The sequence below is a fragment of the Microcoleus sp. LAD1_D5 genome (assembly GCF_036702115.1).
Taxonomy (GTDB): domain Bacteria; phylum Cyanobacteriota; class Cyanobacteriia; order Cyanobacteriales; family Microcoleaceae; genus Microcoleus.
Map to the genome: position 1 here is coordinate 1 of NZ_JAUBSA010000085.1, position 22,801 is coordinate 22,801.

General features: G+C 44.5%; 23 protein-coding genes and 3 pseudogenes. 14 read left to right on the forward strand and 12 right to left on the reverse strand.

Annotated features, from left to right (window positions below; genetic code table 11):
- Window positions 1–74: 74 nt before the first annotated feature.
- Both QUA70_RS24555 and QUA70_RS24560 read left to right on the forward strand, forming a co-directional pair.
- Window positions 75–307, forward strand: a pseudogene (locus tag QUA70_RS24555) (winged helix-turn-helix domain-containing protein); the annotation flags it as partial.
- Between the two features lie 68 nt (window positions 308–375).
- Window positions 376–606 carry an IS1/IS1595 family N-terminal zinc-binding domain-containing protein gene (locus QUA70_RS24560; protein ID WP_333336285.1) on the forward strand — a complete coding sequence of 77 codons (231 nt, stop codon included), beginning with the start codon at window positions 376–378 and terminating at the stop codon, window positions 604–606.
- Here the strand turns inward: QUA70_RS24560 and QUA70_RS24565 are convergent.
- Both QUA70_RS24565 and QUA70_RS24570 read right to left on the reverse strand, forming a co-directional pair.
- Window positions 545–907, reverse strand: a pseudogene (locus tag QUA70_RS24565) (ISL3 family transposase); the annotation flags it as partial. The gene QUA70_RS24560 and the pseudogene QUA70_RS24565 overlap by 62 nt on opposite strands.
- Before the next feature lie 12 nt (window positions 908–919).
- Entirely contained in the window at window positions 920–1,051 is a 132-nt protein-coding gene (locus QUA70_RS24570) for a hypothetical protein (protein ID WP_333336287.1), read from the reverse strand.
- A 57-nt stretch (window positions 1,052–1,108) separates the two neighbouring features.
- On the opposite strand from QUA70_RS24570, the gene tnpC reads away from it, so the two are divergent.
- Entirely contained in the window at window positions 1,109–2,488 is a 1,380-nt protein-coding gene (gene tnpC, locus QUA70_RS24575) for an IS66 family transposase (RefSeq protein ID WP_333336290.1), read from the forward strand.
- On the opposite strand, the gene QUA70_RS24580 is transcribed toward tnpC, so the two are convergent.
- The 5 genes from QUA70_RS24580 to QUA70_RS24595 form a co-directional block, all read right to left on the reverse strand.
- Window positions 2,443–2,586, reverse strand: coding sequence for a transposase (locus QUA70_RS24580; protein WP_333336293.1), 144 nt, complete (start codon window positions 2,584–2,586; stop codon window positions 2,443–2,445). The genes tnpC and QUA70_RS24580 overlap by 46 nt on opposite strands.
- A gap of 31 nt (window positions 2,587–2,617) precedes the next feature.
- Window positions 2,618–3,211: a transposase family protein gene (locus tag QUA70_RS24585; RefSeq protein WP_333410710.1), complete on the reverse strand. Its 594-nt coding sequence runs from the start codon at window positions 3,209–3,211 to the stop codon at window positions 2,618–2,620.
- Window positions 3,212–3,237: 26 nt separating this feature from the next.
- Window positions 3,238–3,513, reverse strand: a complete 276-nt coding sequence (locus tag QUA70_RS28670) for a transposase (RefSeq protein WP_445301498.1) — start codon at window positions 3,511–3,513, stop codon at window positions 3,238–3,240.
- Window positions 3,494–3,793: a transposase gene (locus QUA70_RS24590; protein ID WP_333350505.1), complete on the reverse strand. Its 300-nt coding sequence runs from the start codon at window positions 3,791–3,793 to the stop codon at window positions 3,494–3,496. The genes QUA70_RS28670 and QUA70_RS24590 overlap by 20 nt, the downstream gene beginning before the upstream one ends.
- Before the next feature lie 96 nt (window positions 3,794–3,889).
- Entirely contained in the window at window positions 3,890–4,186 is a 297-nt protein-coding gene (locus QUA70_RS24595; protein ID WP_333350504.1) for an IS630 transposase-related protein, read from the reverse strand.
- Between the two features lie 102 nt (window positions 4,187–4,288).
- Here QUA70_RS24595 and QUA70_RS24600 point away from each other — a divergent pair.
- Window positions 4,289–4,754: pseudogene (locus QUA70_RS24600) on the forward strand (IS701 family transposase); the annotation flags it as partial.
- An 873-nt stretch (window positions 4,755–5,627) separates the two neighbouring features.
- The gene (locus QUA70_RS24605; protein WP_333350502.1) at window positions 5,628–6,722 is read left to right on the forward strand and encodes a hypothetical protein; all 1,095 of its coding nucleotides are present in this window, start codon (window positions 5,628–5,630) and stop codon (window positions 6,720–6,722) included.
- Window positions 6,723–6,763: 41 nt separating this feature from the next.
- Here the strand turns inward: QUA70_RS24605 and QUA70_RS24610 are convergent, their stop codons facing one another.
- Together QUA70_RS24610 and bchM are read right to left on the reverse strand one after the other, a co-directional pair.
- A complete protein-coding gene (locus tag QUA70_RS24610) occupies window positions 6,764–7,156 on the reverse strand; it encodes a DUF423 domain-containing protein (RefSeq protein WP_333350500.1) in 393 nt (130 codons plus the stop codon).
- Window positions 7,157–7,378: 222 nt separating this feature from the next.
- Window positions 7,379–8,065, reverse strand: a complete 687-nt coding sequence (gene bchM, locus QUA70_RS24615; RefSeq protein ID WP_333335087.1) for a magnesium protoporphyrin IX methyltransferase — start codon at window positions 8,063–8,065, stop codon at window positions 7,379–7,381.
- Window positions 8,066–8,384: 319 nt separating this feature from the next.
- On the opposite strand from bchM, the gene QUA70_RS24620 reads away from it, so the two are divergent.
- A complete protein-coding gene (locus QUA70_RS24620) occupies window positions 8,385–9,116 on the forward strand; it encodes a DUF4058 family protein (RefSeq protein WP_333350498.1) in 732 nt (243 codons plus the stop codon).
- A gap of 74 nt (window positions 9,117–9,190) precedes the next feature.
- Here the strand turns inward: QUA70_RS24620 and nagA are convergent, their stop codons facing one another.
- Entirely contained in the window at window positions 9,191–10,420 is a 1,230-nt protein-coding gene (gene nagA / locus QUA70_RS24625; RefSeq protein ID WP_333335092.1) for an N-acetylglucosamine-6-phosphate deacetylase, read from the reverse strand.
- 227 nt (window positions 10,421–10,647) lie between these two features.
- On the opposite strand from nagA, the gene purE reads away from it, so the two are divergent.
- Both purE and QUA70_RS24635 read left to right on the forward strand, forming a co-directional pair.
- Complete coding sequence (purE, locus tag QUA70_RS24630) at window positions 10,648–11,169, forward strand: 5-(carboxyamino)imidazole ribonucleotide mutase (protein ID WP_333335096.1); 522 nt, start codon at window positions 10,648–10,650, stop codon at window positions 11,167–11,169.
- Between the two features lie 83 nt (window positions 11,170–11,252).
- The gene (locus QUA70_RS24635; RefSeq protein WP_333335122.1) at window positions 11,253–12,854 is read left to right on the forward strand and encodes an ammonium transporter; all 1,602 of its coding nucleotides are present in this window, start codon (window positions 11,253–11,255) and stop codon (window positions 12,852–12,854) included.
- A 422-nt stretch (window positions 12,855–13,276) separates the two neighbouring features.
- Here the strand turns inward: QUA70_RS24635 and QUA70_RS24640 are convergent, their stop codons facing one another.
- Window positions 13,277–13,879, reverse strand: coding sequence for an IS607 family transposase (locus QUA70_RS24640; protein ID WP_333335100.1), 603 nt, complete (start codon window positions 13,877–13,879; stop codon window positions 13,277–13,279).
- A 281-nt stretch (window positions 13,880–14,160) separates the two neighbouring features.
- Here QUA70_RS24640 and QUA70_RS24645 point away from each other — a divergent pair, with 281 nt between their 5' ends.
- On the forward strand, window positions 14,161–15,078 hold the full coding sequence (locus QUA70_RS24645; RefSeq protein WP_333335103.1) for an SGNH/GDSL hydrolase family protein: 918 nt from the start codon (window positions 14,161–14,163) through the stop codon (window positions 15,076–15,078).
- A gap of 707 nt (window positions 15,079–15,785) precedes the next feature.
- On the forward strand, window positions 15,786–17,216 hold the full coding sequence (locus QUA70_RS24650) for an ammonium transporter (protein ID WP_333335106.1): 1,431 nt from the start codon (window positions 15,786–15,788) through the stop codon (window positions 17,214–17,216).
- 40 nt (window positions 17,217–17,256) lie between these two features.
- Here the strand turns inward: QUA70_RS24650 and QUA70_RS24655 are convergent, their stop codons facing one another.
- Window positions 17,257–17,415: a hypothetical protein gene (locus QUA70_RS24655; RefSeq protein ID WP_333335110.1), complete on the reverse strand. Its 159-nt coding sequence runs from the start codon at window positions 17,413–17,415 to the stop codon at window positions 17,257–17,259.
- A 137-nt stretch (window positions 17,416–17,552) separates the two neighbouring features.
- On the opposite strand from QUA70_RS24655, the gene QUA70_RS24660 reads away from it, so the two are divergent.
- From QUA70_RS24660 to QUA70_RS24675, 4 genes are all read left to right on the forward strand, one after another.
- Window positions 17,553–18,758 carry a 4-hydroxy-3-methylbut-2-enyl diphosphate reductase gene (locus QUA70_RS24660; RefSeq protein WP_333335112.1) on the forward strand — a complete coding sequence of 402 codons (1,206 nt, stop codon included), beginning with the start codon at window positions 17,553–17,555 and terminating at the stop codon, window positions 18,756–18,758.
- A gap of 679 nt (window positions 18,759–19,437) precedes the next feature.
- Window positions 19,438–21,396 carry a CHASE3 domain-containing protein gene (locus tag QUA70_RS24665; RefSeq protein ID WP_333335115.1) on the forward strand — a complete coding sequence of 653 codons (1,959 nt, stop codon included), beginning with the start codon at window positions 19,438–19,440 and terminating at the stop codon, window positions 21,394–21,396.
- The gene (locus QUA70_RS24670) at window positions 21,359–21,805 is read left to right on the forward strand and encodes a response regulator (protein WP_333335118.1); all 447 of its coding nucleotides are present in this window, start codon (window positions 21,359–21,361) and stop codon (window positions 21,803–21,805) included. Before QUA70_RS24665 ends, QUA70_RS24670 begins: the two co-directional genes overlap by 38 nt.
- Before the next feature lie 250 nt (window positions 21,806–22,055).
- Window positions 22,056–22,448 (forward strand): response regulator, encoded by a 393-nt coding sequence (locus QUA70_RS24675; RefSeq protein ID WP_333335121.1) that lies wholly within the window; start codon window positions 22,056–22,058, stop codon window positions 22,446–22,448.
- Window positions 22,449–22,801 lie beyond the last annotated feature (353 nt).

Consider the following 22,801-nt stretch of genomic DNA (forward strand, 5'->3'; position numbering starts at 1 on the left):
TATGTTCAAGTAAGCAAATCGAAAATTATTTTGCTCACTGCTGTTACTGTACCTTTTAGTCACGCAAAGTGCTGTATATAGAAATATTATTAAAAACTCTAGAGAAAGACCCTCAAGAATTAGGAGATAATTTGGGAGGATGGACAGCGCAGAGATTAGCAACATACTTAGAGGAAGCCACAGGAATAAAATTAAGTGGAGGACAAGTGCGGAGGATATTAAACAAAAAAAGTATGTTTACATCTGGGCTAAGTATAGCCTGGAGTCCAAGAGACATCCCGAAAAAAGAACAGCGTTTAAAATAAAAGGTAGTTCTGCATAGCAAGGAAAATGTGTTATAATTTTATTCTTTTAACCTACCTTAAATTTTAGCTTATGAACTGTCCCAAATGTAACTCTGAATACATATTGAAAAATGGTCGCACTCGCTCTCAGAAGCAAAATTTTAAATGTCGAGATTGTGGAAGGCAATTCGTCATGAGTCCCAGACATCAACCGATTTCATCAGCAACAAAAGAGTTGATAGATAGAGGTTCTTCCGTACTTAGTATGCTAAATCTTTATAAAAATGCCAAAGAAGCAAAGCTCGCATTTCAAAATTTTTAAAACTTCTAAAACCAAATCCACTGCGTTTTAACAGTTTTAATTTATTATTAATGCCTTCAACCATTCCGTTGTTTGTTCTTTGTTCAAAATATCCTACTACCTCGGCAAACCACCTTTTAATGGTGTTTACGCTCTTTTTATAGTACGGCTCTGCTTTTTTTAACCAATCGATTAGTTCTAATATTCCCGCACTTAAATTTTTACATTTTTCAAATAGAGCGTGAAACTCTTCTTTTAAGGAGTGCATAATTTTTACGAGTGGTGAGTCTGATTGCACTTGTAATAATTTTGTTTTTTGTTCCTCAGATAAGTTTTACTCGGCTTTTAAGAGTATATATTTACTACTTTTTAAACTATCAAGTAATTTAGTTTTTTCTTCAGTTTTTAGTGAGTCTGCTGCTTTTTTTTGGTCAATTCTGGCTTTATTTAATTCTTCATGTATCATTTTTGGTAATTGCTCAACCCCCTTGACAAGAAGACGAGATAGACATTAGATAGAGAAATGGAAAAACTCCCCGACTTAAAGCAACTATCGAACGAGGCAAAAGAAGCCTTGATAGTAGAGCTATGGGAGAAAATCCAAAAACTCACCGCAGCGTTAGCAGCCACAGACCAAGCAAAACTAAGTCCGTCTCCCAAAAAAACTAGCAAAAATTCCAGCACTCCACCCTCCAAAGGATTCAAGCCCAACATTCAGCCATCGAAAATTGAGGGGATAAAAAGACAAAGAAGCCTAGGAAGAGTAGGAGGGGTTCGAGAACTACATCCTCATCCCGACCAAACAATCATGGCCCAACTCAAAAATTGTCCCCAGTGTGGAGAGAAAGTGACCGCTACTGCACAAAAATTACAATCCATCTACGAAAAAATCGAACTACCACTAATTCGTCCCATCATCACCCGCATCGAACGTTATGGCGGTCAGTGTGCCTGCTGTCAAACGAAGTACGTTGCCCCTGTACCATTGGGAATGGAACCAGGTTCACCGTTTGGCAGTTCTATTCAAAGCTTAGTCACATATCTGCGTTACACTCATGCCATCAGCTACGAACGGCTGTCGTCCATATTTGGAGAAGTCTTTGGACTCAAGATATCAGAAGGAGGAATCGCCAACTTGCTGGTGCAAGTCAAAACCAGTTTAGATGACCAAGTAACTCAAATACTCCATCGGTTGCGACGGTCTAAATTAATTTGTTCAGATGAAACGAGTGCGAGAGTTAACGGACAGAATCAGTGGGAGTGGGTGTTTCAGAACCCGGATGTTTGCTTACACGTCATTCGCCCCAGCCGAGGAACTGGAGTAATTAACGAAGTTCTCGGAGAACATCGTCCCGATATTTGGGTATCAGACTTATTTAGCGCTCAAAAAAATCATCCAGCACCACAATGGCAAGTGTGTTTGGCTCATCAATTGCGGGATTGCCAATATGCGATTGATGCTGGGGACAGAATTTTTGCCCCAGGGATGAAGAGGTTATTATTAAGAGCTTTGATCGTCCATCGACGACGAGCGAAAATAGACGATACTAGACTGAAACGATATCGAGAAAATTTACAGGAAAGATTCACCAGGATTTTAAATTTAGTGCCACACAATCCGGATGGTATCCGGTTACGAAAACGATATGGTGGGCTGATTGACAATTTATTTCTATTTCTGGAAGATGCGACAATTCCACCCACGAATAATAGTAGCGAACAGGCGATTCGGATGAGTGTAATATTTCGCCGTGTGACTAATGGCTTCCGTTCGGAATGGGGTCGGGATTTGTTTGCTGCCGTTCGTTCAGTTGTGAATACTGGCAAACGTCAGGGTTTAACTGCTTATCAATCTATTCAACAAGCTCTCTCGATTGATGGCTCCCTTTTTTCCCCTAGTTGAGCAATTACCATTTTTGTTACATGAAATCTCTCTACTGTCACTACAGCATTTGGCAATATTTTATTCACCAAAAATTTATAACTACCACTCATGTCCATGCTGACTTCTTCTATTTTATTTAAGACTTATTTACCCCATTTTAGAAGAAAGTTTTCGATAAATGACTGTTTTTTTTTCTGATACCAATCCTAAGAGTTTATGTGTTTCTAAATCTACTAATACTACTATAAATTTTCCTTGCCCTTTAACTAAACTAATCTCATCTATTCCCAAGCGGCGCAATTCCCGAACATCTACATTGATTACACTTTCAGCTACTACTTTAACCATTGACTCAACTTGTTCGGGTGTTAATGTGTTATTTTTAGCAACATTACTAATGTCACTCTGAATAACTTGTTCTGTGATATTTAGGGCTAATCTTTTAGTAAAACTTTTTTTATGCTCAACAAAATCTAAAATTTCGCTAAAAGGTTTTCGGCAAAATTCACACTTAAACTGCCGACGATTTACAGAAAGAATTACCGCTCTATTACTGATGGGTAAATCTTTAACTAAATGTCTTTTGTTGTGATGGAGACGATGACTCTTTTGACCACATCGCGGGCAAACTGCTGTTTTGTTGGTTGCTCTAACCGATAAAATAATCGTCGATTCTGTCTCTAAGCTATTCTCTACTATCACACCTGGTAAATTTAGCAATTGTGTCATTAATCTTTTCATTGCTGTACTTACAGCGGATTCCAGGTTTATGAAGTACAGTAGCAGCAGCTTGTAAACCAGTTTTTAAAGTGCTTAATATTAACCAACTCAAGCGCCGTAGCTAGTAAAATATCAACCATCTTGGTAGTAGTGGGCGAAAACTTACGTAAAAAAGCTTTGAGTTGTGACCACCATAATTCGATTGGATTAAAGTCAGGAGAATAGGGTGATAAATTCAGAACACTCGCACCAGTGGCTTGAATCAGGGGTTCAATCACCGCCAACTTATGGGCTGGTAGATTATCAATTAACTTCGACTGCACCCTCCCATAATTTTGGCACTAAGCACTGTTCCACAAAAACTGCAAATGCCTGACTATCCATCGACCCGTTGAGCGTCATTAATCCTACTACTTTTTTTAAGCTGATTGCTCCAATAACTGTGACTTTAGCACCCCGATAAAATGGTTTTAAATCATAGACTCTACTACCACATTTTGAACGTGCATGGGTTCGTGTTAACCCCAATAGAACGCCCATTTCATCCAAAAAAACGAGATTGTCAGGGTCGATATTTTTCACTTTGTCCCAATATTCACACATATAAAGTTGCACTCGGTCGGTGGCAGATAGACTACTCCGTATTGTCTTTTTTTTCGCGTCAGATTTTGTTTGATTAATTCGCGACACATCATACGCTTAACTGACAGATTGTTGGTAGCTATCTAGCCAATATTCACAATATTCTAATAAGGTACTATCCGGATATTTTTCTACCATCTGGGTCAATGGATCTGTGGACGAGTGTAACACACTTTTAAGGCTTCCACCCTGTTTTTTTGGTTGAACGTGACCAGTCGTTTGTTTTTGTTTTAAGATTTTTTGAACAAACGCTTTACTCACATCAAAACGTTGGGCTACTTTCCTGACTGATGTATCACCTTGTTCATAGGCTTTAATTATTTTTTTACGAAACTCGATCGAATAAGCTTTCATTTTTTCTGGTGATGTACTGAATGTAGTTTACCACATATACATGGAATTTGCTGTAAATAATCCTCAACTTTTAACATTTTAGCATACTAAACACGGAAGAGCCAAAAAAGGACTGTATCAAATGAGCCACATAATTATTGCCAGGTAAGCACTCTGGCAATTCCTGAGTCAGGAGTAATAACTCATTTAAAAGAATTGGGATTTATAAAGTTGTTTAGAAAAAGCTTTAAAAAAGAGGCGTCTAGACACTAGATTTTCTCTTGACCAAAGTGAGAAAAAATCCCTGAAATTACAAGAGATGAATTTATCACAATTCATAATACTCATTGGCGAATTGAAACCTTTCATAGAGCTATCAAGCAAGTATGTGGAATTTGTCGGTTCATGGTAAGAGATACCTGTGCAATCAAGACTCATGTATTTTGTTCACTTCCAGATGAGTGTTAAATTAGAGTTGATGCGGTCTGAAAAAATAATTGGTAACTCGTATGAAGTCCAAAGGAATCTATTCACTTCAGTTATAAGTGAGCCGATTTTAGCCAACTTTAGTAGTGGTGGCCTTGTCTAGAGTACATAGATGATGTTTTTTGTCAATGCGTAAGTCCTAGAATTGAAGCATTGACCCCACGGATAAATTCGGGGGCTTGTTTCTCGGATACAGGTTTTTTATTTCTCCACGGATGAATCCGGGGGCTTGTATCTTGGATGAAGAAGGTCAGAGTTGGCAAAATATGGGAGCGATCGGGCTAGTCAGTCGCTAATTCCGGTTTTGAAGGGTAGTTTGCCGATCGAATGGACGACGATCAATTGCCGGGCCGGCGATTCCCTACGGGATAGCTTCGCTTCACGGGGAAGCTAAAAAACTGAGCGCAAAAAACGGCCCTGGCAATTGCCTTAACGAAATGCACATAAATCTCATCCTAATCTCAAATTTAATTTTTTATTTAGAAAAGCCGATCGTTAAATTTGTTAGGGTTTCCTAACAATCGGCAGACTCAAAATACATTTCTAATTCAGCTATAGAAATAAATTAACCACAGTCACCGCTCGATCTTGCTGTAGCCTAGCTTCTTTAAGAAACGAGGGCATCTACCAAAGCGCTCCAAAACAAAGATAAGGTATTTCAAGCCGTAGTTTTTTTGAGGCAGACTTGAATTTAATTATCAGATTTTAAGACAAATTAAATTTATTTCCAGCTCTCTTGATAGGTCAACAAAATAAATTAGGGTCGCGATCACAGGGTGACTGTGATCGATCGCACAATCAATAACGTTATTAACGTGCAGCTTATAGAAGATGCAGGCAGTCGAGCCAAATGGCTTATAGCTTTAAGCACAATTGCGGATGACTGTCAGGGTACAAATCCAGAAAATTGTAGTTAACAACGTTAAAAAGTAGGGGAATTGATCGGGTGCGAGTTAATAAAAAAACGAGGTTGATCATGACGGGTATTTCACAAATATCTTCAAAGTCTTTACCTGCAGCCGACGAAATTCAACACGGGGATAGTCTGGCATCGCAGGGTATTACCGGATGGGACAATGACCAATTCCCAGAGGCTAAAGGCGTCAGCGTTTCTTCCTTAACCGTTAGCTGGGCAAAAAAATATTACAGTACAGTTGCCGCACGAGAAAACCAAGCCCCGCGACAAATTCTCCCAAGCCTAGAGTTAACTAACTTTGAGGAAAATCGAGCCCAAATAGTTGACAAGTTGAAAGATACCCTGAAATTAGCTAGCGAGATAGCTTGGAGTAGAGTAGAAGCTCTTTTAGGGGAACAAATACAGCGGCACGCGATAGATCCAAGCTTAATTAATTCTTTAGAAATTGCCGCCGATTCTCGCACCTTATATTGGAAAGCAATAGATGCTTATGCCGATAGAGAACCTATTTTCCGCTTGTCAGTGCTGGTGGGAAAAGATCTTATCAAAGTGAGGCGAAAATACTCGGAGACTGATCCGTTAGTGCTGGGATTTGTGACGGTGGAGTTTCAATACATTAGCAAAATCTTGTTAGGATGTCTTTCGGAGTCAGAGAGAGCAGAATTTGCACCATACTTAAAAGTTATAGACGACTACCTACACATTCCCTACGGAGAGATTAACGAGGCGGCGGCGAATCAGCCCGCGAATTCAAGAGCTTTATTAGCCGTTCAGCATTTGTTGCAGCATACGACTCAGATTGCCAGTGCAGTGTACGCTCGAGCTAGTTTCCAGCATCAAGGATACCGCAGCAGCAGCGGTTATTTGAGCGATCGCGAGGTAAAAATTTCTGGTATCCGGGATGTAGAGATTTTTCAAAGCTATTTGTGCTGGTGCGTTTTGGAAGGTAGCATTCACCCGGTACAGCAAGAATTGTTTCCACTTTGCGTGATGTTGTATCCGAAACTTCATGTAAGTTGGGAGTTGGTGCAGGATATGCTGCTGATTTTGTTTTGGGAAATATGCGAGCGACTTCCTCCGGAAGATTTAACGATATTTATACCTTACTTGCGTACTTTGACAGAGATGTTTTCCAGGGATGTGTTTGATAATTAGGTAATGGCTAATTGGTAATTGCTTCAAAATTTACCAGTTGTTTATTTAAAACTAAAAGCTGCAACTGCCAAACATCCCCAACCGACAATAAAAGCCACTCCTCCCACAGGGGTAATGGCACCCAGCCATTTGATGTCAGTCAAACTCAGGGCGTACAAACTGCCGGAAAAGATGATTGTGCCGACAATAAAAGCCCATCCAGCCACTGCAAAAAAGGTTTCAGACTCTTGGGCATGGCTCAAGAGTAAAGCGACGAGTAATAGAGCCAGGGCATGGTACATTTGATATCGGGCACCGGTCTCAAAAATGGTTAAAGCCTGATCGCTCAATTGATTTTTCAAAGCGTGGGAGGCGAAAGCACCGCCTGCAACGGATAAACCTCCGAAGATGGCTGCCGCTGCTATAAAAATGCGAATTAAAATTAGCGTTGACATAATATTTATTGAATTGGGAAGAAGAAAGAAGGAAGAAGGAAGAGGGAAAAACATCTAATTGTTGATATCGAATGTGTGCGGTGCGTGCCTTAGTTGTCATTGCGAGCCTCCGCGAAGCAATCGCAGAGTATGGAGGTGCACTTGCCTAACGTGGGTAAGGGAAGGTGCGCGGGGCGCACCCTAGGTTTATGATAAATTATCTTTTTTGCAGATATTTTTAACCTATTTCCGCACAGCTTCCAGCAAGCGAGAATAGTAAAAGCTAGTGCTAGTCATCGCTGTTCTGTTAATAACAAAACCATTGTTTTCTAAGATTTTGATAATATCAGCTTCGCGGTGCTGGTAAGCGCGAGTAGTTTTGCTCGGGCCGGGAAAAAGTTCGCCAATTTTTTTGAGGGCGGTGAGTGCTAAAGTTTTGGGCGCAAAACTAAGAATTAGTCGCGATTCGGCGATCGAACTTAGGTGAGCGATCATTTCTGCAGCCTTATTTTGAGGATAGTGGATTAGCACATCCAAACAAATCACTGTGTGGAATTTGCCGGTTAAAGCTTCCAAATCTTGGGCGGCGAAGGAGATGTTGTAGAGCTTGCCGGGAACTGCTGTCGATCGATCGTAAGCTTCTGCTACCATCTTTTCAGAGATATCGCTAGCGCAAACAATTGCCCCAGCGTCAGCCAGAGGAATGCTCAGAGATCCTACACCGCAGCCAGCATCGCAGACACACAGCCCAGGCAAATTTCCGTCAGCTTGCAGCCATTCGATGACTGTATCCACCGTTTTCTGGTGCCCGGTGCGGATGTCTAGCTGAACTTTATTGACTTTCCCGTCACCGTAAATTCGCTGCCAGCGATCAAAGCCCGTCGAGTTAAAATACTGTCTAACTATAGTCTTGTCGTCTACCAAATTCATCGATTTGCCTGCTGCTGAGTTATTGCCAACGGTTAAATATTATAAAGCCGCAGCGGCAGTTATTGTTAACCGAAAGTAATTTAGTCCGGGCCCCCCGGATTTATCAGTGGGGTCAGTTCTTCAATTTTCAATTCTTTAATCTAAAATCTAAAATCTAAAATCGATTGACACTCCCCACCCAATTAAATTGAGTTAGATTTATTGATAGAGGCGATCGCAACTCGAACAATCCCGAATTGAGAAAGTAATTTAATAAAAACCGAGTTCAGCCGATCGCACATTCGAGCGATAATTTTAATCAGCCCTAACTTTAAAAAATATGGTGCTACAAGATCATTTCCGCCCGCCGCTGTCGGTTCGCCGTCACTGGCACGCCTTTCACAACGCCTGGGCGACTTACATTGCATCCGATTTGAATGCCAAATTACCCGCAAATTACTTTGCCGAGCCCAACGTGCAGTTTGGGATTGAAATTGATGTAGCAGCTTTTGAGGAATCGTTACCGGAGTTGGAGAACCCAGAGACGGTAATTCGTTTGCCAATAGATTTCCCAAATAATTGGATGTCACCCCCAGTCCAAAGCGTGCCTTTTCTAACTGCGGCGGAAACCGTGCAAGTCAGTATTTTTAACACTGAAGCGGGCCCGGTATTAGCCGGTGCAATTGAATTAGTAAGTCCTGCCAACAAAGATCGTTCTACTCATCGCGGTGCTTTTGTTTCTAAGTGCGAGACGTATTTGCGCCAGGGAATTGGGTTGGTAATAGTTGATGTTGTGACGGGAAGGAAGGCAAATCTTCATAATGAATTGTTAGCCCGTCTGGCGGGAGGAAGCGCTTCGCCCTTGGATGCTGACCTCTATGCTACAGCTTATCGACCGATCGAGCGAGACGGCAACCAATGCCTCGATATTTGGCAGGAAAAACTGGCTGTGGGCTGCGCGCTTCCTGCTTTACCGCTGTGGCTACGGGGCGATATTTGCTTGGCTGTGGAATTAAACACTATTTACGATCGAACTTGCCGAGAACACCGAATTGCTGTTAGCAGCGCTTAGCATCAGGACTCTTCGTCCTCACTACGAACTCTACTGCGCGAGAAACTAATGGCATGGAAACTAAATGGAACCACTTAAAACAACCGATGCCAAGTCAATTCTTTTGTCGCCGCATTTAAATTCCACCGCAACAATTGAGTTGCTGAGTGGCCAATAATTCCCGCAATTCCGATCGCCCTTCTCGGAGATTCTGTTGCCAGGGCGATCGCACTTTCGGCATCACAAATCCCCCACTCCACCAAATTCTGCACTCCCGCCAACAGCGGCAGAGTTGTACCCGCCAAAGTAGCAGATTCCAGGGGCGAGTGGTAATCTAATCTTACCCAAGCTGTACCTTTTCTGACTTCAATTTGTCGGGAATCCCAAGGATAAACACCGTCAGGCAAACCCAAAGGAGCCAAAGCATCGCTCACCAAAAAAATGCCTTTTTCATACCTACCAGCGCGCAGCAAAAAATCAATCATTGTCGGAGAAACGTGCTTCCCATCAGCAATTAAACCACATTTTACGCCCGGACAAACAATTGCCGCTCCCAACAAACCCGGTTCTCTGTGGTGCAAACTCGGCATCGCATTAAAAGCGTGAGTTACCATTGAAGCTCCCCGCTCAAATGCTTGTTGGGCTTGCTCTGCCGTCGCTTGGGAATGTCCGAGACTGACCGCAATTCCCAAACTTTGCAAATAGGAAATGACTTCGCCAGTGCTGTCTAACTCAGGCGCTAAAGTAATTATTTTGACAATATCTGCACAATCTCCTAAAACTTGCTTGACATTTTCTATAGTTAGCGGTAATAAAAACTCAACTGGGTGAGCACCTCGCTTTTGGGGGTTGAGAAAAGGGCCTTCGAGGTGAACACCAAGAATTTCGGCTGTTTTGGTTTTATTGATTGCCGGAGCAGCGGTTTGTACAGTGCGGATATAATCAGCAATAGTCGAGAGCGATCGCCTAAACTTATACAGTGAAGTTGTCACCAAAGTCGGCACAAAAGCATCGACTCCCTGATTCCACAAAAATTGACAAATTTTCGGCAAAATTTCAATATGTTTGCTTTCTAAATCGGGAAAAGCAAAACCGAGGGCTCCGTTAATCTGCAAGTCAACACCGCCCAGAGAAAGCCAATCGCCTGCTACATCAAGCACTTGCAAATCGGGAGGACAAATCCGTTTAAATACGGCGTCCATCGGGCAAACTTCTTGAATAATACCCGTTTTGTTAACAGCAAGCATCTGCAAATCCTTGCAACCGGGGAGGCGAACATTGAGAATATCTGTGCGGGCGGCAGTTGGGGTTGTGGCTTCAGTCATCCGATTTTAGATTTTAGATTTTAGAATTAATATTCGCTACGGATAAATCCGGTGGCTGGCGATGAGGAGGGGGAGCTTTTTGCTTTTTGCTGGCTCCAGGGCTTCTCAGACGGGGGATTGTGCCCAAATTGCTTTTAAGGGTCTGTTTTGGTACAAAATATCTAAATTTGAGTTAACGCAATCATTTAAAATTAGCATTTATCTGAAATCTCAAATCTGAAAATTTTATGAATCAAGCGACAGTTGGAATTATCATGGGTAGCGATTCGGATTTGCCAACCATGAAAGATGCGATCGCGGTTTGCGAAGAATTCAGTGTTGCTTGCTCCGTGGCGATCATCTCGGCGCACCGCACCCCTGATCGCATGGTGGAATACGCCGAAACCGCACACCAAAGAGGCTTGAAAGTCATTATCGCAGGTGCCGGGGGAGCAGCCCACCTTCCGGGTATGGTAGCATCTTTAACGCCCTTGCCAGTAATTGGGGTGCCGGTACCGAGCCGCCACCTGCAAGGCCTAGATTCGCTGTACTCGATCGTGCAAATGCCAGCCGGGATACCCGTAGCAACAGTGGGGATCGGCAACGCTAAGAATGCTGGCTTGCTGGCAGTTCAGATACTGGCAGCTCATCAGCCAGAATTGCTAGAGCGAGTTTTGCATTACCGCAAAAATTTGTCCGAATCTGTACTGAAAAAACAAAATCAACTAGAAGAGCTAGGCTATCATAACTATCTCAATCTCAACAAATAATCCATAAACTTTTGTAGTAAGATTGGAAAGTTTTCCGAATATTGCTGAGCTTACTAGCCGTAAAGAGGGTAAAAGTGATTAAAATGACTGTCGGAAAGAAAAAGTCGAAACAACTCAGGCGGGATGCTTTAAATTTGCCAGCAGCTAAATTTTTTACGAAAGTTAACAGGTTGAAGAAGTTACCACGGGCGATCGCCCGCCTCAGCCCAAGTTGGCAAGCCTGCATACCTTTAGCTGCAATCATCGTCTTGGTGTGGGGATATGCGGCGGTAGCCCAAACAGCTCCCGCGCCAACCACCGAGGAACAATTAGCCAGCCTTAAGGTGGGCATGGATACCATGTGGGTCATGGTGGCGGCGATGATAGTGTTCTTTATGAACGCCGGTTTCGGTATGTTGGAAACCGGGTTTTGCCGCCAAAAAAATGCCGTCAACGTGCTGTCCAAAAACTTGATTGTTTTTGCGCTTTCTACGATCGCATTTTGGGCGATCGGGTTTGCCTTAATGTTCAGCGACGGCAACGGTTTTATCGGCAGCAGTGGCGGATTTTTCCTGTGGAACGTAGCTGACAACAGCCCCGCCACAGGAGACGCTTATCAAGGCATTTTCAGCGCATTAAACTGGACGGGAGTCCCCCTCAACGCTAAATTCTTTTTCCAATTAGTTTTTGCGGGAACTGCTGCGACGATCGTTTCTGGAGCCGTTGCAGAGCGAATTAAATTCCTTGAATTCTTAATTTTCAGCTTGCTGCTAGTAGGCATTGCTTACCCGATTACCGGACACTGGATATGGGGGGGAGGCTGGCTGGCAAAAGCCGGCTTCTGGGATTTTGCCGGTTCGACAGTGGTTCACTCGGTAGGCGGTTGGGCGGCTTTGATGGGAGCGGCATTTTTGGGGCCGCGGCTCGGCAAGTACCGCGACGGCGATACTGTGGCGATGCCGGGACACAATATGAGCATTGCCACCCTGGGTTGTTTGATTTTGTGGTTCGGTTGGTTCGGGTTTAATCCCGGTTCGACAATGGCAGTCGATCCAAATGCGATCGCCCATATTGCGCTCACCACCAACACTGCGGGTGCCTTCGGGGGAATTGCTGCAACCATTACTGCTTGGCTGTACCTGGGTAAACCTGACCTTTCGATGATTATCAACGGCATCCTCGCCGGCTTAGTCGGGGTAACAGCGAGCTGTGCTTGGATCAACGTGCCCAACTCTGCCATTATCGGCACGATCGCCGGTATCCTGGTAGTTTTCGCCGTAACTTTCTTCGACAACTTGAAAATTGACGACCCTGTAGGAGCAACTTCAGTTCACTTAGTCTGTGGCATCTGGGGAACTCTGGCAGTTGGGCTGTTTGCTGACGGGCCTACAACTGGACTTTATACCGCAGGCCCCGAAGCCGGATTGCTTGTGGGCGGAGGTTTCGGTCAACTCTGGGCGCAGTTGGTCGGCATTATTTCTGTAGGCGGGATGACCGTGCTGCTGAGTACGATTTTTTGGCTGGCACTCAAAGCTTTGCTGGGTATCCGCGTTTCTGCTTTAGAGGAGGCTGAAGGTTTGGATATCGGCGAACACGGGATGGAAGCTTATACCGGGTTTGTGAAGGAAACGAGCTTGGACAACAGAAGTGAGAGCAGCTACGGCGGTTATGGTGGGGGTTCTGGGGGCAAGACTACCAAACTGTAGAGCGTGCGAAGAAATCAATTAATTCAGCTTTCGTGGTCTAGATTAGCTATTTATCAGCTAATTCACGCCTTTATTCAGAAAAACCACAATCTGAAATAGCCCCCAACTTATGGCTGTCTATCGTTGTGCTCGCGTTTCAATCTTCGATGCGAACGCGGGCATAATTTTATTTTTAGTTGACCTTTAATGGCTGACATATGGCGTGGCACAATTTGAGGATGATTATGGTGGGGTGTCCCGCCTGCTGTGAAAATACACGCCTTCGGGCTACGAGAGTCCATCCGACAAAAAAATCAAAATCATCCCGCTATTATGCAACGCCTTACATATAGTAGTTTCCGATTGCATGAGATGTGCGCCGGTAATTGGTAATTGGGAATTGAGAATCTGTAACTGACGAGCTTTGTAAGCTGGTGTATTGATTAGAGTTTACCGGCAATTGCTTTAAGTTCTTCAACGACGCCCTTGTTCTTGGGATTCTTGCTGCCATCAACGCGGGCGGAGACAACAGTGATTATTTCTAGTATATCTTTAGCTAAATCCTCGTCACAGCTAGTATTTTCGGTTTGATTTATAATCACTACCTCTGTCCCAAAGTGTTCGCACAAATTAAAAATTAGTTCAGAACCAAATCTCAAAAGTCTGTCTTTGTGAGTTAATACCAACCTTTCTACTTGATTGTCTGCGATCGCCCGAATTAGATGTTGTAAACCCCGCTTACTGTAATTAACCCCAGAACCCACATCATCAATGATTTGGAATTGCCAGCCGTGAGATGCACAAAACAATTCCAAAACTTGTTTTTGTCTGTCTAAATCATCTTTTTGGTTGTGACTGCTAACCCGAGCGTAAGCAATGGTTAAAGCGCCGTTGGGTTTTAAGCCGAGAAGATGAGCTAGGTCATAGCGTCTGTGACCATTAGCGGTGCGTTCCGGTATTAGCTTGCCTTCGGCTTCCCATCTTCGCAAGGTGGAAGCGCTCACACCTTTAAGTTTGGCTGCTTCAGTTATAGTTAATTTTTTCATTTTTGGATTTTAGCATCAGAAATGGGTAATTTCGGTAAGTTTTAGATATATTTTTGTCCGGGTCTGGTGGTTGGACAAATCCGATTGCGGTGCCAGAAAGTTTGGTAGGCAGATTTTTTATGGTAAAGTAGTGCGAAAAAGCAAAGTTCTGCATCGCCGTCGCGCCCAACACAGCACAGTGCTTGATTCTTACAAGAATTGAGGCTTTAATTGAGTGGTAAAATTTGATGCAGCAATCAGTGCAAATTATTCGGTGTGAGGCCTGCAAATAGCTTGAGTTTATGGAGAAGTTTGGAGGAGGTAGCAGAAGTAGAACTCATAAATCCCTCTTAGGGATGGAAGTTAGCCGATCGAAAGCTGTTCCGGTTTGGGCTTTGCTATCTTTGGTGACGAACGGGGTACTGATAGTTACAGTCGCTCAACTACTGCTGCGGGGACACAACTTGACAGAAAGCTTCCAGGCGAATGATGCGGTGACGGCAGAAGCGGCCCAGGAACAAATTGGCCAATCGGCGATCTCTGCAAAGGCAGTGCTAGACGTGCCCGTTCCCGGGCCACGACATAAATGGACTTACCAGCAGTGGGTGACGCAGTTGGGTCGCGAAGCTGAGGCGGCGGCGGCGAATCGACCCTCAAGACTGAGTGTTTTGGCTGGGGATTCTCTAAGTATGTGGTTTCCGACCAAGCTGTTACCAGTTGATAGAATTTGGCTGAATCAAGGGATTTCGGGGGAGACTTCCCTGGGTTTGCTGAAGCGGTTGCAGTTGTTCGATAGAACTGCCCCGGATACGGTGTTTGTGATGATTGGGATTAACGATTTGTTGCGGGGGACCAGCGACGAAGGGATTTTGGACAACCAGCGACAGATTATTCGCGATTTGCGGTGGGCTCACCCCAAAGCACAAGTTGTTGTGCAGTCGATTTTGCCCCACAGTGGGGAACAAGCTACTTGGGAAAATCGCGATCGGCTGTTGGCGATTCCTAACAGTCGGATTAGGGCAATAAATCGACGGCTGAAAGAAATTGCTAGTTCGGAAAATGTTTTGTATCTGGATTTGTACCCGCTGTTTGCGGATGCTGACGGCAATTTGCCAACCGAACTCAGCACAGACGGCTTGCACCTTAACGATCAAGGTTATCTGGTTTGGCGATCGGCCCTGCAACTGTTCGATCAGATGCAGTTGAAAAATGAGTCATGAGTTATTAGTCATTAGTTAGAAAGATCAAGGATAAAGTAACATTCTCCCCACCTCTCCCCCTCTCCTCCTCCCACTCTCCCCAACTCAAAACTCTTACCTTCTCCTCAACTCCCCCTCTCCGATTACTCTGCTATCACTGGCTATGTCAAGTATCGACTGATAGATACAGACGGCTTGCACCTTAACGATCAAGGTTATCTGGTTTGGCGATCGGCCCTGCAACTGTTCGATCAGATGCAGTTGAAAAATGAGTCATGAGTTATTAGTCATTAGTTAGAAAGATCAAGGATAAAGTAACATTCTCCCCACCTCTCCCCCTCTCCTCCTCCCACTCTCCCCAACTCAAAACTCTTACCTTCTCCTCAACTCCCCCTCTCCGATTACTCTGCTATCACTGGCTATGTCAAGTATCGACTGATAGATTAAGAAATATGATACTTAGCTATTTTGTATAGTGTGATACAGAATAACTGTTTATACAAATGGTGCAATCCAAAAGGCATAGACCATTAGATTGATAGTTGACGAATATAGATGAGTCCGGCTATACGGAGTCGGGGGGTTGAAGATTGGGGAATTATCTATTGAAGATTTGTTCCGCTACAACAGGGACTTAAAACCAAATAACTATTGCATCTAAAATCCTCACATCTAAAATCGGCTCGGTCTTCCCTGAAAATTGCTGAGTATGAAAAGGTACAACTAACGTGATCAAAAAAAGTTTAACGATCGGCATCATTGCGCTGTGGCTGTTAAGCGTGCCGCTGACCGACAATGCCTTAGCTCAAGATGCTGGTGCCGCTGCGGCGGTGGCGCCGAATCCGATCAACAGCGGCGATACCGCCTGGATGTTGATATCCTCAGCACTGGTATTACTGATGACACCGGGGTTGGCGTTTTTCTACGGGGGACTGGTGCGATCGCGCAACGTTCTCAACACCATGATGATGAGCTTAGTCATGATGGGAGTGATTGGCGTCACCTGGACGTTGTGGGGCTACAGTTTAGCCTTTGACGTTTCTACTCCAGCGTCCGAAGGCTTTGGTAAAGGGATCGAAAGCTTCATCGGTGGCTTCGACTGGATGTTCTTGAACAAAGTGACGGCGGACACACCAGATCCGATCGGCTATGCACCGACAATACCCCACCAAGTCTTCATGGTTTACCAGATGATGTTCGCCATCATCACTCCAGCCTTGATTTCCGGGGCGATCGTCGAACGGGTAACATTTAAAACCTATTTCTGGTTCGTGCTGCTGTGGTCTACCTTCATCTACTCTCCTTTAGCCCACTGGGTTTGGGGTAGAGGCTGGCTGGGGGCGATCGGAACTCTGGACTTTGCCGGCGGCACAGTCGTGCACATCAGTTCCGGTGTTTCTGCCGTTGTCGCAGCTTGGATGATCGGGCCCCGCAAAGACCACTTGAAGAAGCCCCACACCCCTCACAACGTACCCTACGTCTTGCTTGGAATTGGGATGCTGTGGTTCGGCTGGTTTGGCTTCAACGGCGGTAGCGCTTTGGGATCTGGTTCTTTAGCAACAGTGGCTTTTGTCACCACCATGATTTCTGCAGCAGCCGGGGGTTTAACTTGGACAATTGTGGAATGGGTGCTCAGAGGCAAACCGACAGCAGTGGGAATTGCCAGCGGTTTCCTAGCGGGATTGGTGGGAATCACACCTGCGGCTGGATTCGTGCTTCCAGTGGGAGCGCTTTTGATCGGATCGATCACTTCGGTTTGCTGCTTCTTTGCGGTTAGTTGGCGGGCTAAGCTGGGATTTGACGACTCTTTGGATACCTTCCCGATTCACGGCGTCGGCGGGACTGTGGGCGCGATTCTGACTGGCCTGTTTGCGACTAAAGCGGTTAACGCTGCCGGAAATGACGGGCTGTTTGCCGGGAATCCGGGGCTAATCGTCACCCAGTTTGTAGGCGTTCTAGCTACTTACGTGTTTGCGGCTGTCGGCACTTTTGTGATCCTGAAAATTTTGGAACAGTTTATGGAACTGCGAGTATCCTCATCTGCTGAAGACAAAGGTTTGGATATTGACCTGCATGGGGAAGAAGCTTACGGTGAGGATTTTGCTGGCGGTTTCACTTCGTTTGAATCGGGTTCTCCTTTTGCGCCGAAGAAGGTTTGAAGCTGATTTTCTGTGGGAGTTCGATCGTGTAGAGACTCAGCTATCTGGGTCTCTGCAATTTTTTTAAGTTTTTTTTAACGAACCGCGAAGACGCTAAGAGCGCGAAGGAAGAGGTATAAAGGTGCTGTTCCACCTGTTCGCCCAATTGTCTCATTCTTCTTTCTTCTTCCTTCGCGTTTTTCGCGTCTTCGCGGTTCATTCTTTCTTTCCTCTCAATTCAATGTGTCGATCGTATAAATAGCATATCCCCTCTTCGCTACTGAGCCAATAATCGCGATCGCACCCCAGGCATTCTAAAATCAAAGGTAATTAACCTAGATTTCAACTCGATACCGCATGGATACTAAAGCTTTTAAACGATCGCTCCAACAGTCTGAAAACTACCACCGCAAGGGTTTCGGACACGAAGCTGAGGTAGCTGGCGTGATGCAGACAGCTTATCAAAGCAGTCTGATCCAGCAAATTCGCGACAATAATTACAGGCTGGAACGCGGCGCAGTCACGATCCGGCTGGCTGAGGCTTTTGGCTTTTGCTGGGGGGTGGAACGCGCTGTAGCTATTGCTTACGAGACTCGCCAGCATTTCCCCTCGGAACGGATTTGGATTACTAATGAGATTATTCATAATCCGTCGGTCAATCAGCATTTGCGGGATATGGAAGTTGGTTTTATTGCTGTTGAAAATGGGCAGAAAAATTTTTCGGTTGTCGATAGTGGCGATGTGGTAATTTTACCGGCTTTTGGGGCGAGCGTCCAAGAAATGCAGTTGCTTAATGATAAGGGCTGCAAGATTGTTGATACTACTTGTCCTTGGGTTTCTAAGGTTTGGAATACTGTTGAGAAGCACAAGAAGAGGAATTATACTTCCATTATTCACGGTCAGTACAAGCATGAGGAAACTGTTGCTACGAGTTCTTTTGCTGATAAGTATTTGATTGTGCTGAATTGGCAAGAAGCTGAATATGTCAGCAATTATATCTTGCAGGGGGGCGACCGCGATGAGTTTCTTGCTAAATTTAGCAAGGCTTATTCTGCTGGTTTTGACCCAGATGTGGATTTGGAAAGCGTTGGTATTGCTAACCAAACTACTATGCTCAAAACTGAGACAGAGAATATTGGTAAATTGTTTGAAAAAACGATGATGCGAAAGTTCGGACCGGAGAATTTGAACGAGCATTTTCAGAGTTTTAATACTATCTGCGATGCGACTCAGGAACGGCAAGACGCTATGTTAAGTTTGGTTGAGGAAAAGTTAGATTTGATGCTGGTGATTGGGGGTTTTAATTCTTCTAATACTACGCATTTGCAGGAAATCGCGATCGACAAAACTGTTCCTTCTTATCACATTGATTGTGCGGAGCGCATTTTACCGGGAAATCGGATCGAACACAAGCCTTTGGGGGCCGATTTGGTCGTAACTGAAGGTTGGTTACCGGATGGTAAAATTGTAGTCGGCGTGACTTCGGGTGCTTCTACGCCTGATAAGGTTGTTGAAGATGCGATTGATCGCATTTTGGCAATGAAAGCGACTGCTGTTGTGTAATTATTATATTGTTTCGGCACTGCACTCGGAATCATCATTTTCTCAGTGCAGTGCGATCGTCCAAGTCTTCAACAGACTATCAACTCCAATTGCTCTTCATTCCCTCTTGATGCTGAAAATTACCCGCGTTAACCTGCGTTTATCTGCGGTTAGTTTCCCTAGCAATTTCTCCCCTACGTCCCAAAAATTATTTTTTTCAGAAATCATGAAAAATTCGCCTTTTTTTTGGGCGAAAAAGCTTGACACTGGTCGCTTGACGAGGTATCATTTAATAATGGGAATATTGCCTAAATTAAAATTTATATCACCACTTGCATTATTTAAAATATACCCCAAAAGTCAACTTAAGTCAATAGGTAAAAACTCTTTTCTTTGCGCCACGATGTGAAACTGTGAAAGCAGCATAATCGATGCAACAAAACATGGTGAATAAAGCTTTGTTAACCATCCTAGATTGTGTGGGGCCTGCCTGAATCACGAGAGGTAAGAGAGCTATTTCTGGCATCTCCGACTTAAGGGGGATGCCAGGAATATCTAGACTAAAATAGGAACAAGATTGATCGCAGATTTGAGCCTTAAATTTATAGTCTTTAGTCGCTCTATAGGCCCGCGCCAAAAATTCGAGTAGTCCGTATCCAGCTAAAATAAAAAAAAGCAGGACTCGCACGCCGACTATTTCATGAAACAATCGCTGACTCCCCAAATCACCGCAGGTATCGGAATGGTCGTGGCCCTGCTAATTTTCAATGCGGCAACTTCCTACCACAACACTCTCAAGTTAATCGAAAACGAACACTGGGTGAGCCACACTCAGCAAGTTTTAACCGAACTCGAAGCCACGCTTTCCACCTTAAAAGATGCTGAAACCGGACAGCGCGGTTATTTGCTGACGGGAGAAGAACGGTATTTAGAACCCTATCACAGCGCGATCGCCCGGGTTAACGAACAAGTAGTCGGATTGCAGCAGCTAACGGCGGACAATAAGCGGCAGCAACAGCGCCTTCGCGATTTGAAAATTGCGATCGACTCTAAATTAGCCGAACTTGAAGGAACCATCAATCTGCGACGCCAACAAAACTTAGCAGCAGCCGTGCGGCAAGTAAAAACCGGTAGGGGAAAGCCAATCATGGGTGGCATTCGGCAGCAGATAGCCGCCATGACTGCTGAAGAAACTCAGCTATTGCAGCAGCGCGCCCGAGAATCTAAAAACAGCGCTAATTTGACCATCCTGACTTTTACGGTTGCTTCTTTAGTAAATTTCCTGTTGATGGTGTTGGTTTATTATTTGGTCAAGCGCGATCGAACTTTGCGCGACAAGGCCGAAATTAAGCTAAATCAACTGTTAGAACAGCTAGAACACGATCGCCACTCCCTACAATTAAGCGAAGAACGTTTCCGTCGCGCCATTCTCAACGCACCGCTGCCAATTATGCTGCACGCTGAAAACGGAGAAGTTTTGCAAATTAACTGCGCTTGGACAGAACTCTCAGGCTACGAATACTCAGAAATTCCTACAATTGAAGATTGGACAGAAAAAGCTTACCACAGTCGCCAATCGCTAGTGCAAGCAGATCTCGATCGGCTCCACCAATTAAACGCGCGCATTTCTGAAGGCGAATATATGATTGCCACAGCCAGCGGCGAAAGTCGAATTTGGGAGTTTTATTCCGCACCTTTAGATCAGCTTTCCGACGGCCGAAGTTTAGTAATTAGTACCGCCATTGACATAACTGCGCGCAAACAAGCAGAAGCAGAAATTCGGATGCTCAATGCTACCTTAGAACGGCGAGTCGAACTCCGCACCAATCAACTTCAAGCAGCTAACGAAGAATTAGAATCTTTCGCCTATACCGTTGCCCACGATTTGCGTGCTCCCCTGCGGGGAATGCAGGGATTGGCTGAAGCTTTATTAGAAGATTACCGGGACATCCTCGACGAACTTGGTCAAGAATACGCCCAGCAAATTGTTAATTCTGGGCAACAATTAGAAGAGTTGATCCAAGATTTGCTAGCTTACAGCCGCCTGAGCCGCACAGATTTATCCCTGCAAGTTTTAGACTTAGAATCTGCTGTAGCCGAGGCAATTGCTATGGTACAAGCTGACGCTAAATCCAGGCACGCTCAAATCAGTGTTCGATCGCCCTTGCCTGCGGTAATTGCCCACCGCGTTACTTTAGTTCAAGTAATCGCCAATCTGCTCACCAATGCTATAAAATTTGTGGAAGGCGCACCACCCCAAGTGCAGATATGGGCCGAGGAACTTGAGCTGCCTCAAGAGGGAGAGACAGACAGGGATATAGCGGGAGAATTGGAAAGGCAAACTGTGGGACAGTGGGAACATTCCCAGTTACTTATGGTCAACCCTCTATTGCCAGTCGGCCTCATCCGTCTTTGGGTAGAAGACAACGGCATCGGTATTGCTGCAGAACATCAAAAACGCATTTTTCGGGTTTTTGAACGGCTGCACGGTATCGAATCTTACCCCGGAACTGGTATAGGATTAGCTATTGTAAAAAAAGGAGTTGATCGCATGGGCGGTCAAGTTGGAGTGGAATCTCAATTAGGACAAGGCAGTCGATTTTGGATACAACTGAGGAAGCATGACCCAAACGCAGACGATTTTGCTGGTGGAAGATAACCCCGTTGATATTCTATTGATGCAGCGGGCATTTCGGAATGAGACTTTTGCTAATACTTCGCTGCAAATTGTGCGAGATGGAGATGCAGCGGTTTTTTATTTAAATGGGGACGGAGAATACAGCGATCGCGATCGTTATCCTTTACCTGCGATAATTTTACTAGATTTGAAATTGCCCAGGCGATCCGGTCATGAGGTTCTGGTTTGGCTGAGGCAGCAGCCGCAACTAAAACGCTTGCCAGTGGTTATGCTTACTTCTTCTAGCCAAAGACTTGATGTCAAACGAGCTTACGATTTAGGGGTAAATTCTTATTTGGTTAAACCAGTCGGGTTTGCTTCTTTATTGGAAATGATGCAGAGTTTTAGCGAGTATTGGCTCAACTATACCGAACTGCCGGAAACTCTATAATTTTCGGGTTTTTAGTGGGTGTTTATCGATTTTTATTGCTTGTTTCCTCGTTACCAAGCTCTTTCTGGTAGTGGCGTTTTCCCGATTTTTATTGCTTGTTTCCTCGTTACCTGGATCTTTTTGATAACGAGGAAATTAATTTTGTAGTGAGGCATCGCGTCCTCAATCATCTTAAAGAGGCAACCTCCAACATTTTTAGTCGGAGTGATTTTCGGCACTCTAACTAACAGCAAAATTATAAATTTTTAAAGTGGTACACATTCTAGTAATTGACGACAACCCCACTGATCGGCTGCTCGTTAAACGCGAATTAGAGCGGCAATTTTCGCCATTGCAAGTAACAGAAATTTCCGATAATAGATTGTTCGTGGAAGCACTGAATCGAGGTCAATTCCCTCTGGTGATTACCGACTACCAACTGCGCTGGACGAACGGTTTAGATGTGCTTAAAACTCTCAAAGCGCGTTATCCACAGTGTCCGATTGTAATGTTTACGAATACTAGCAATGAAGAAATTGCTGTAGAGGCGATGAAATCCGGATTGGACGATTACATTATCAAGTCGCCTAAGCACTACGTCCGCCTTTGCGTTGCTGTTCGCGCAGTGCTCCATCGAGTTGCCGCCTGGAAGTCGCCCGACTAGAAAATCAACTTAATTCTCTGCTAGAACGCTTAAATGTCGGAGTTTTTCGAGCGAGTTCCCAGGGGCAGCTTTTGGAAAGCAATCAAGCTTTTTTGCGCTTGTTTGATGCCAGCAATTTAGCAGATGTCCAAGGGATTTATCTGCAGCAATTTTTTTGCAACCGATAGATTCAGGGGAGTCTCGGTGTCAAAATCTAGAAATTACATTTCCTTTGGCAGACGGTCGAGTAACATGGATTCGGTTTACTCAATATCTCTACAGCACAGAAGGTGAAAGTAAGTAAGTCGGCAGGAAAATGCCTAAGTATGTAACAAAATATTAAGTAGGACGATCTGTTCTCAATTTAATGCGTT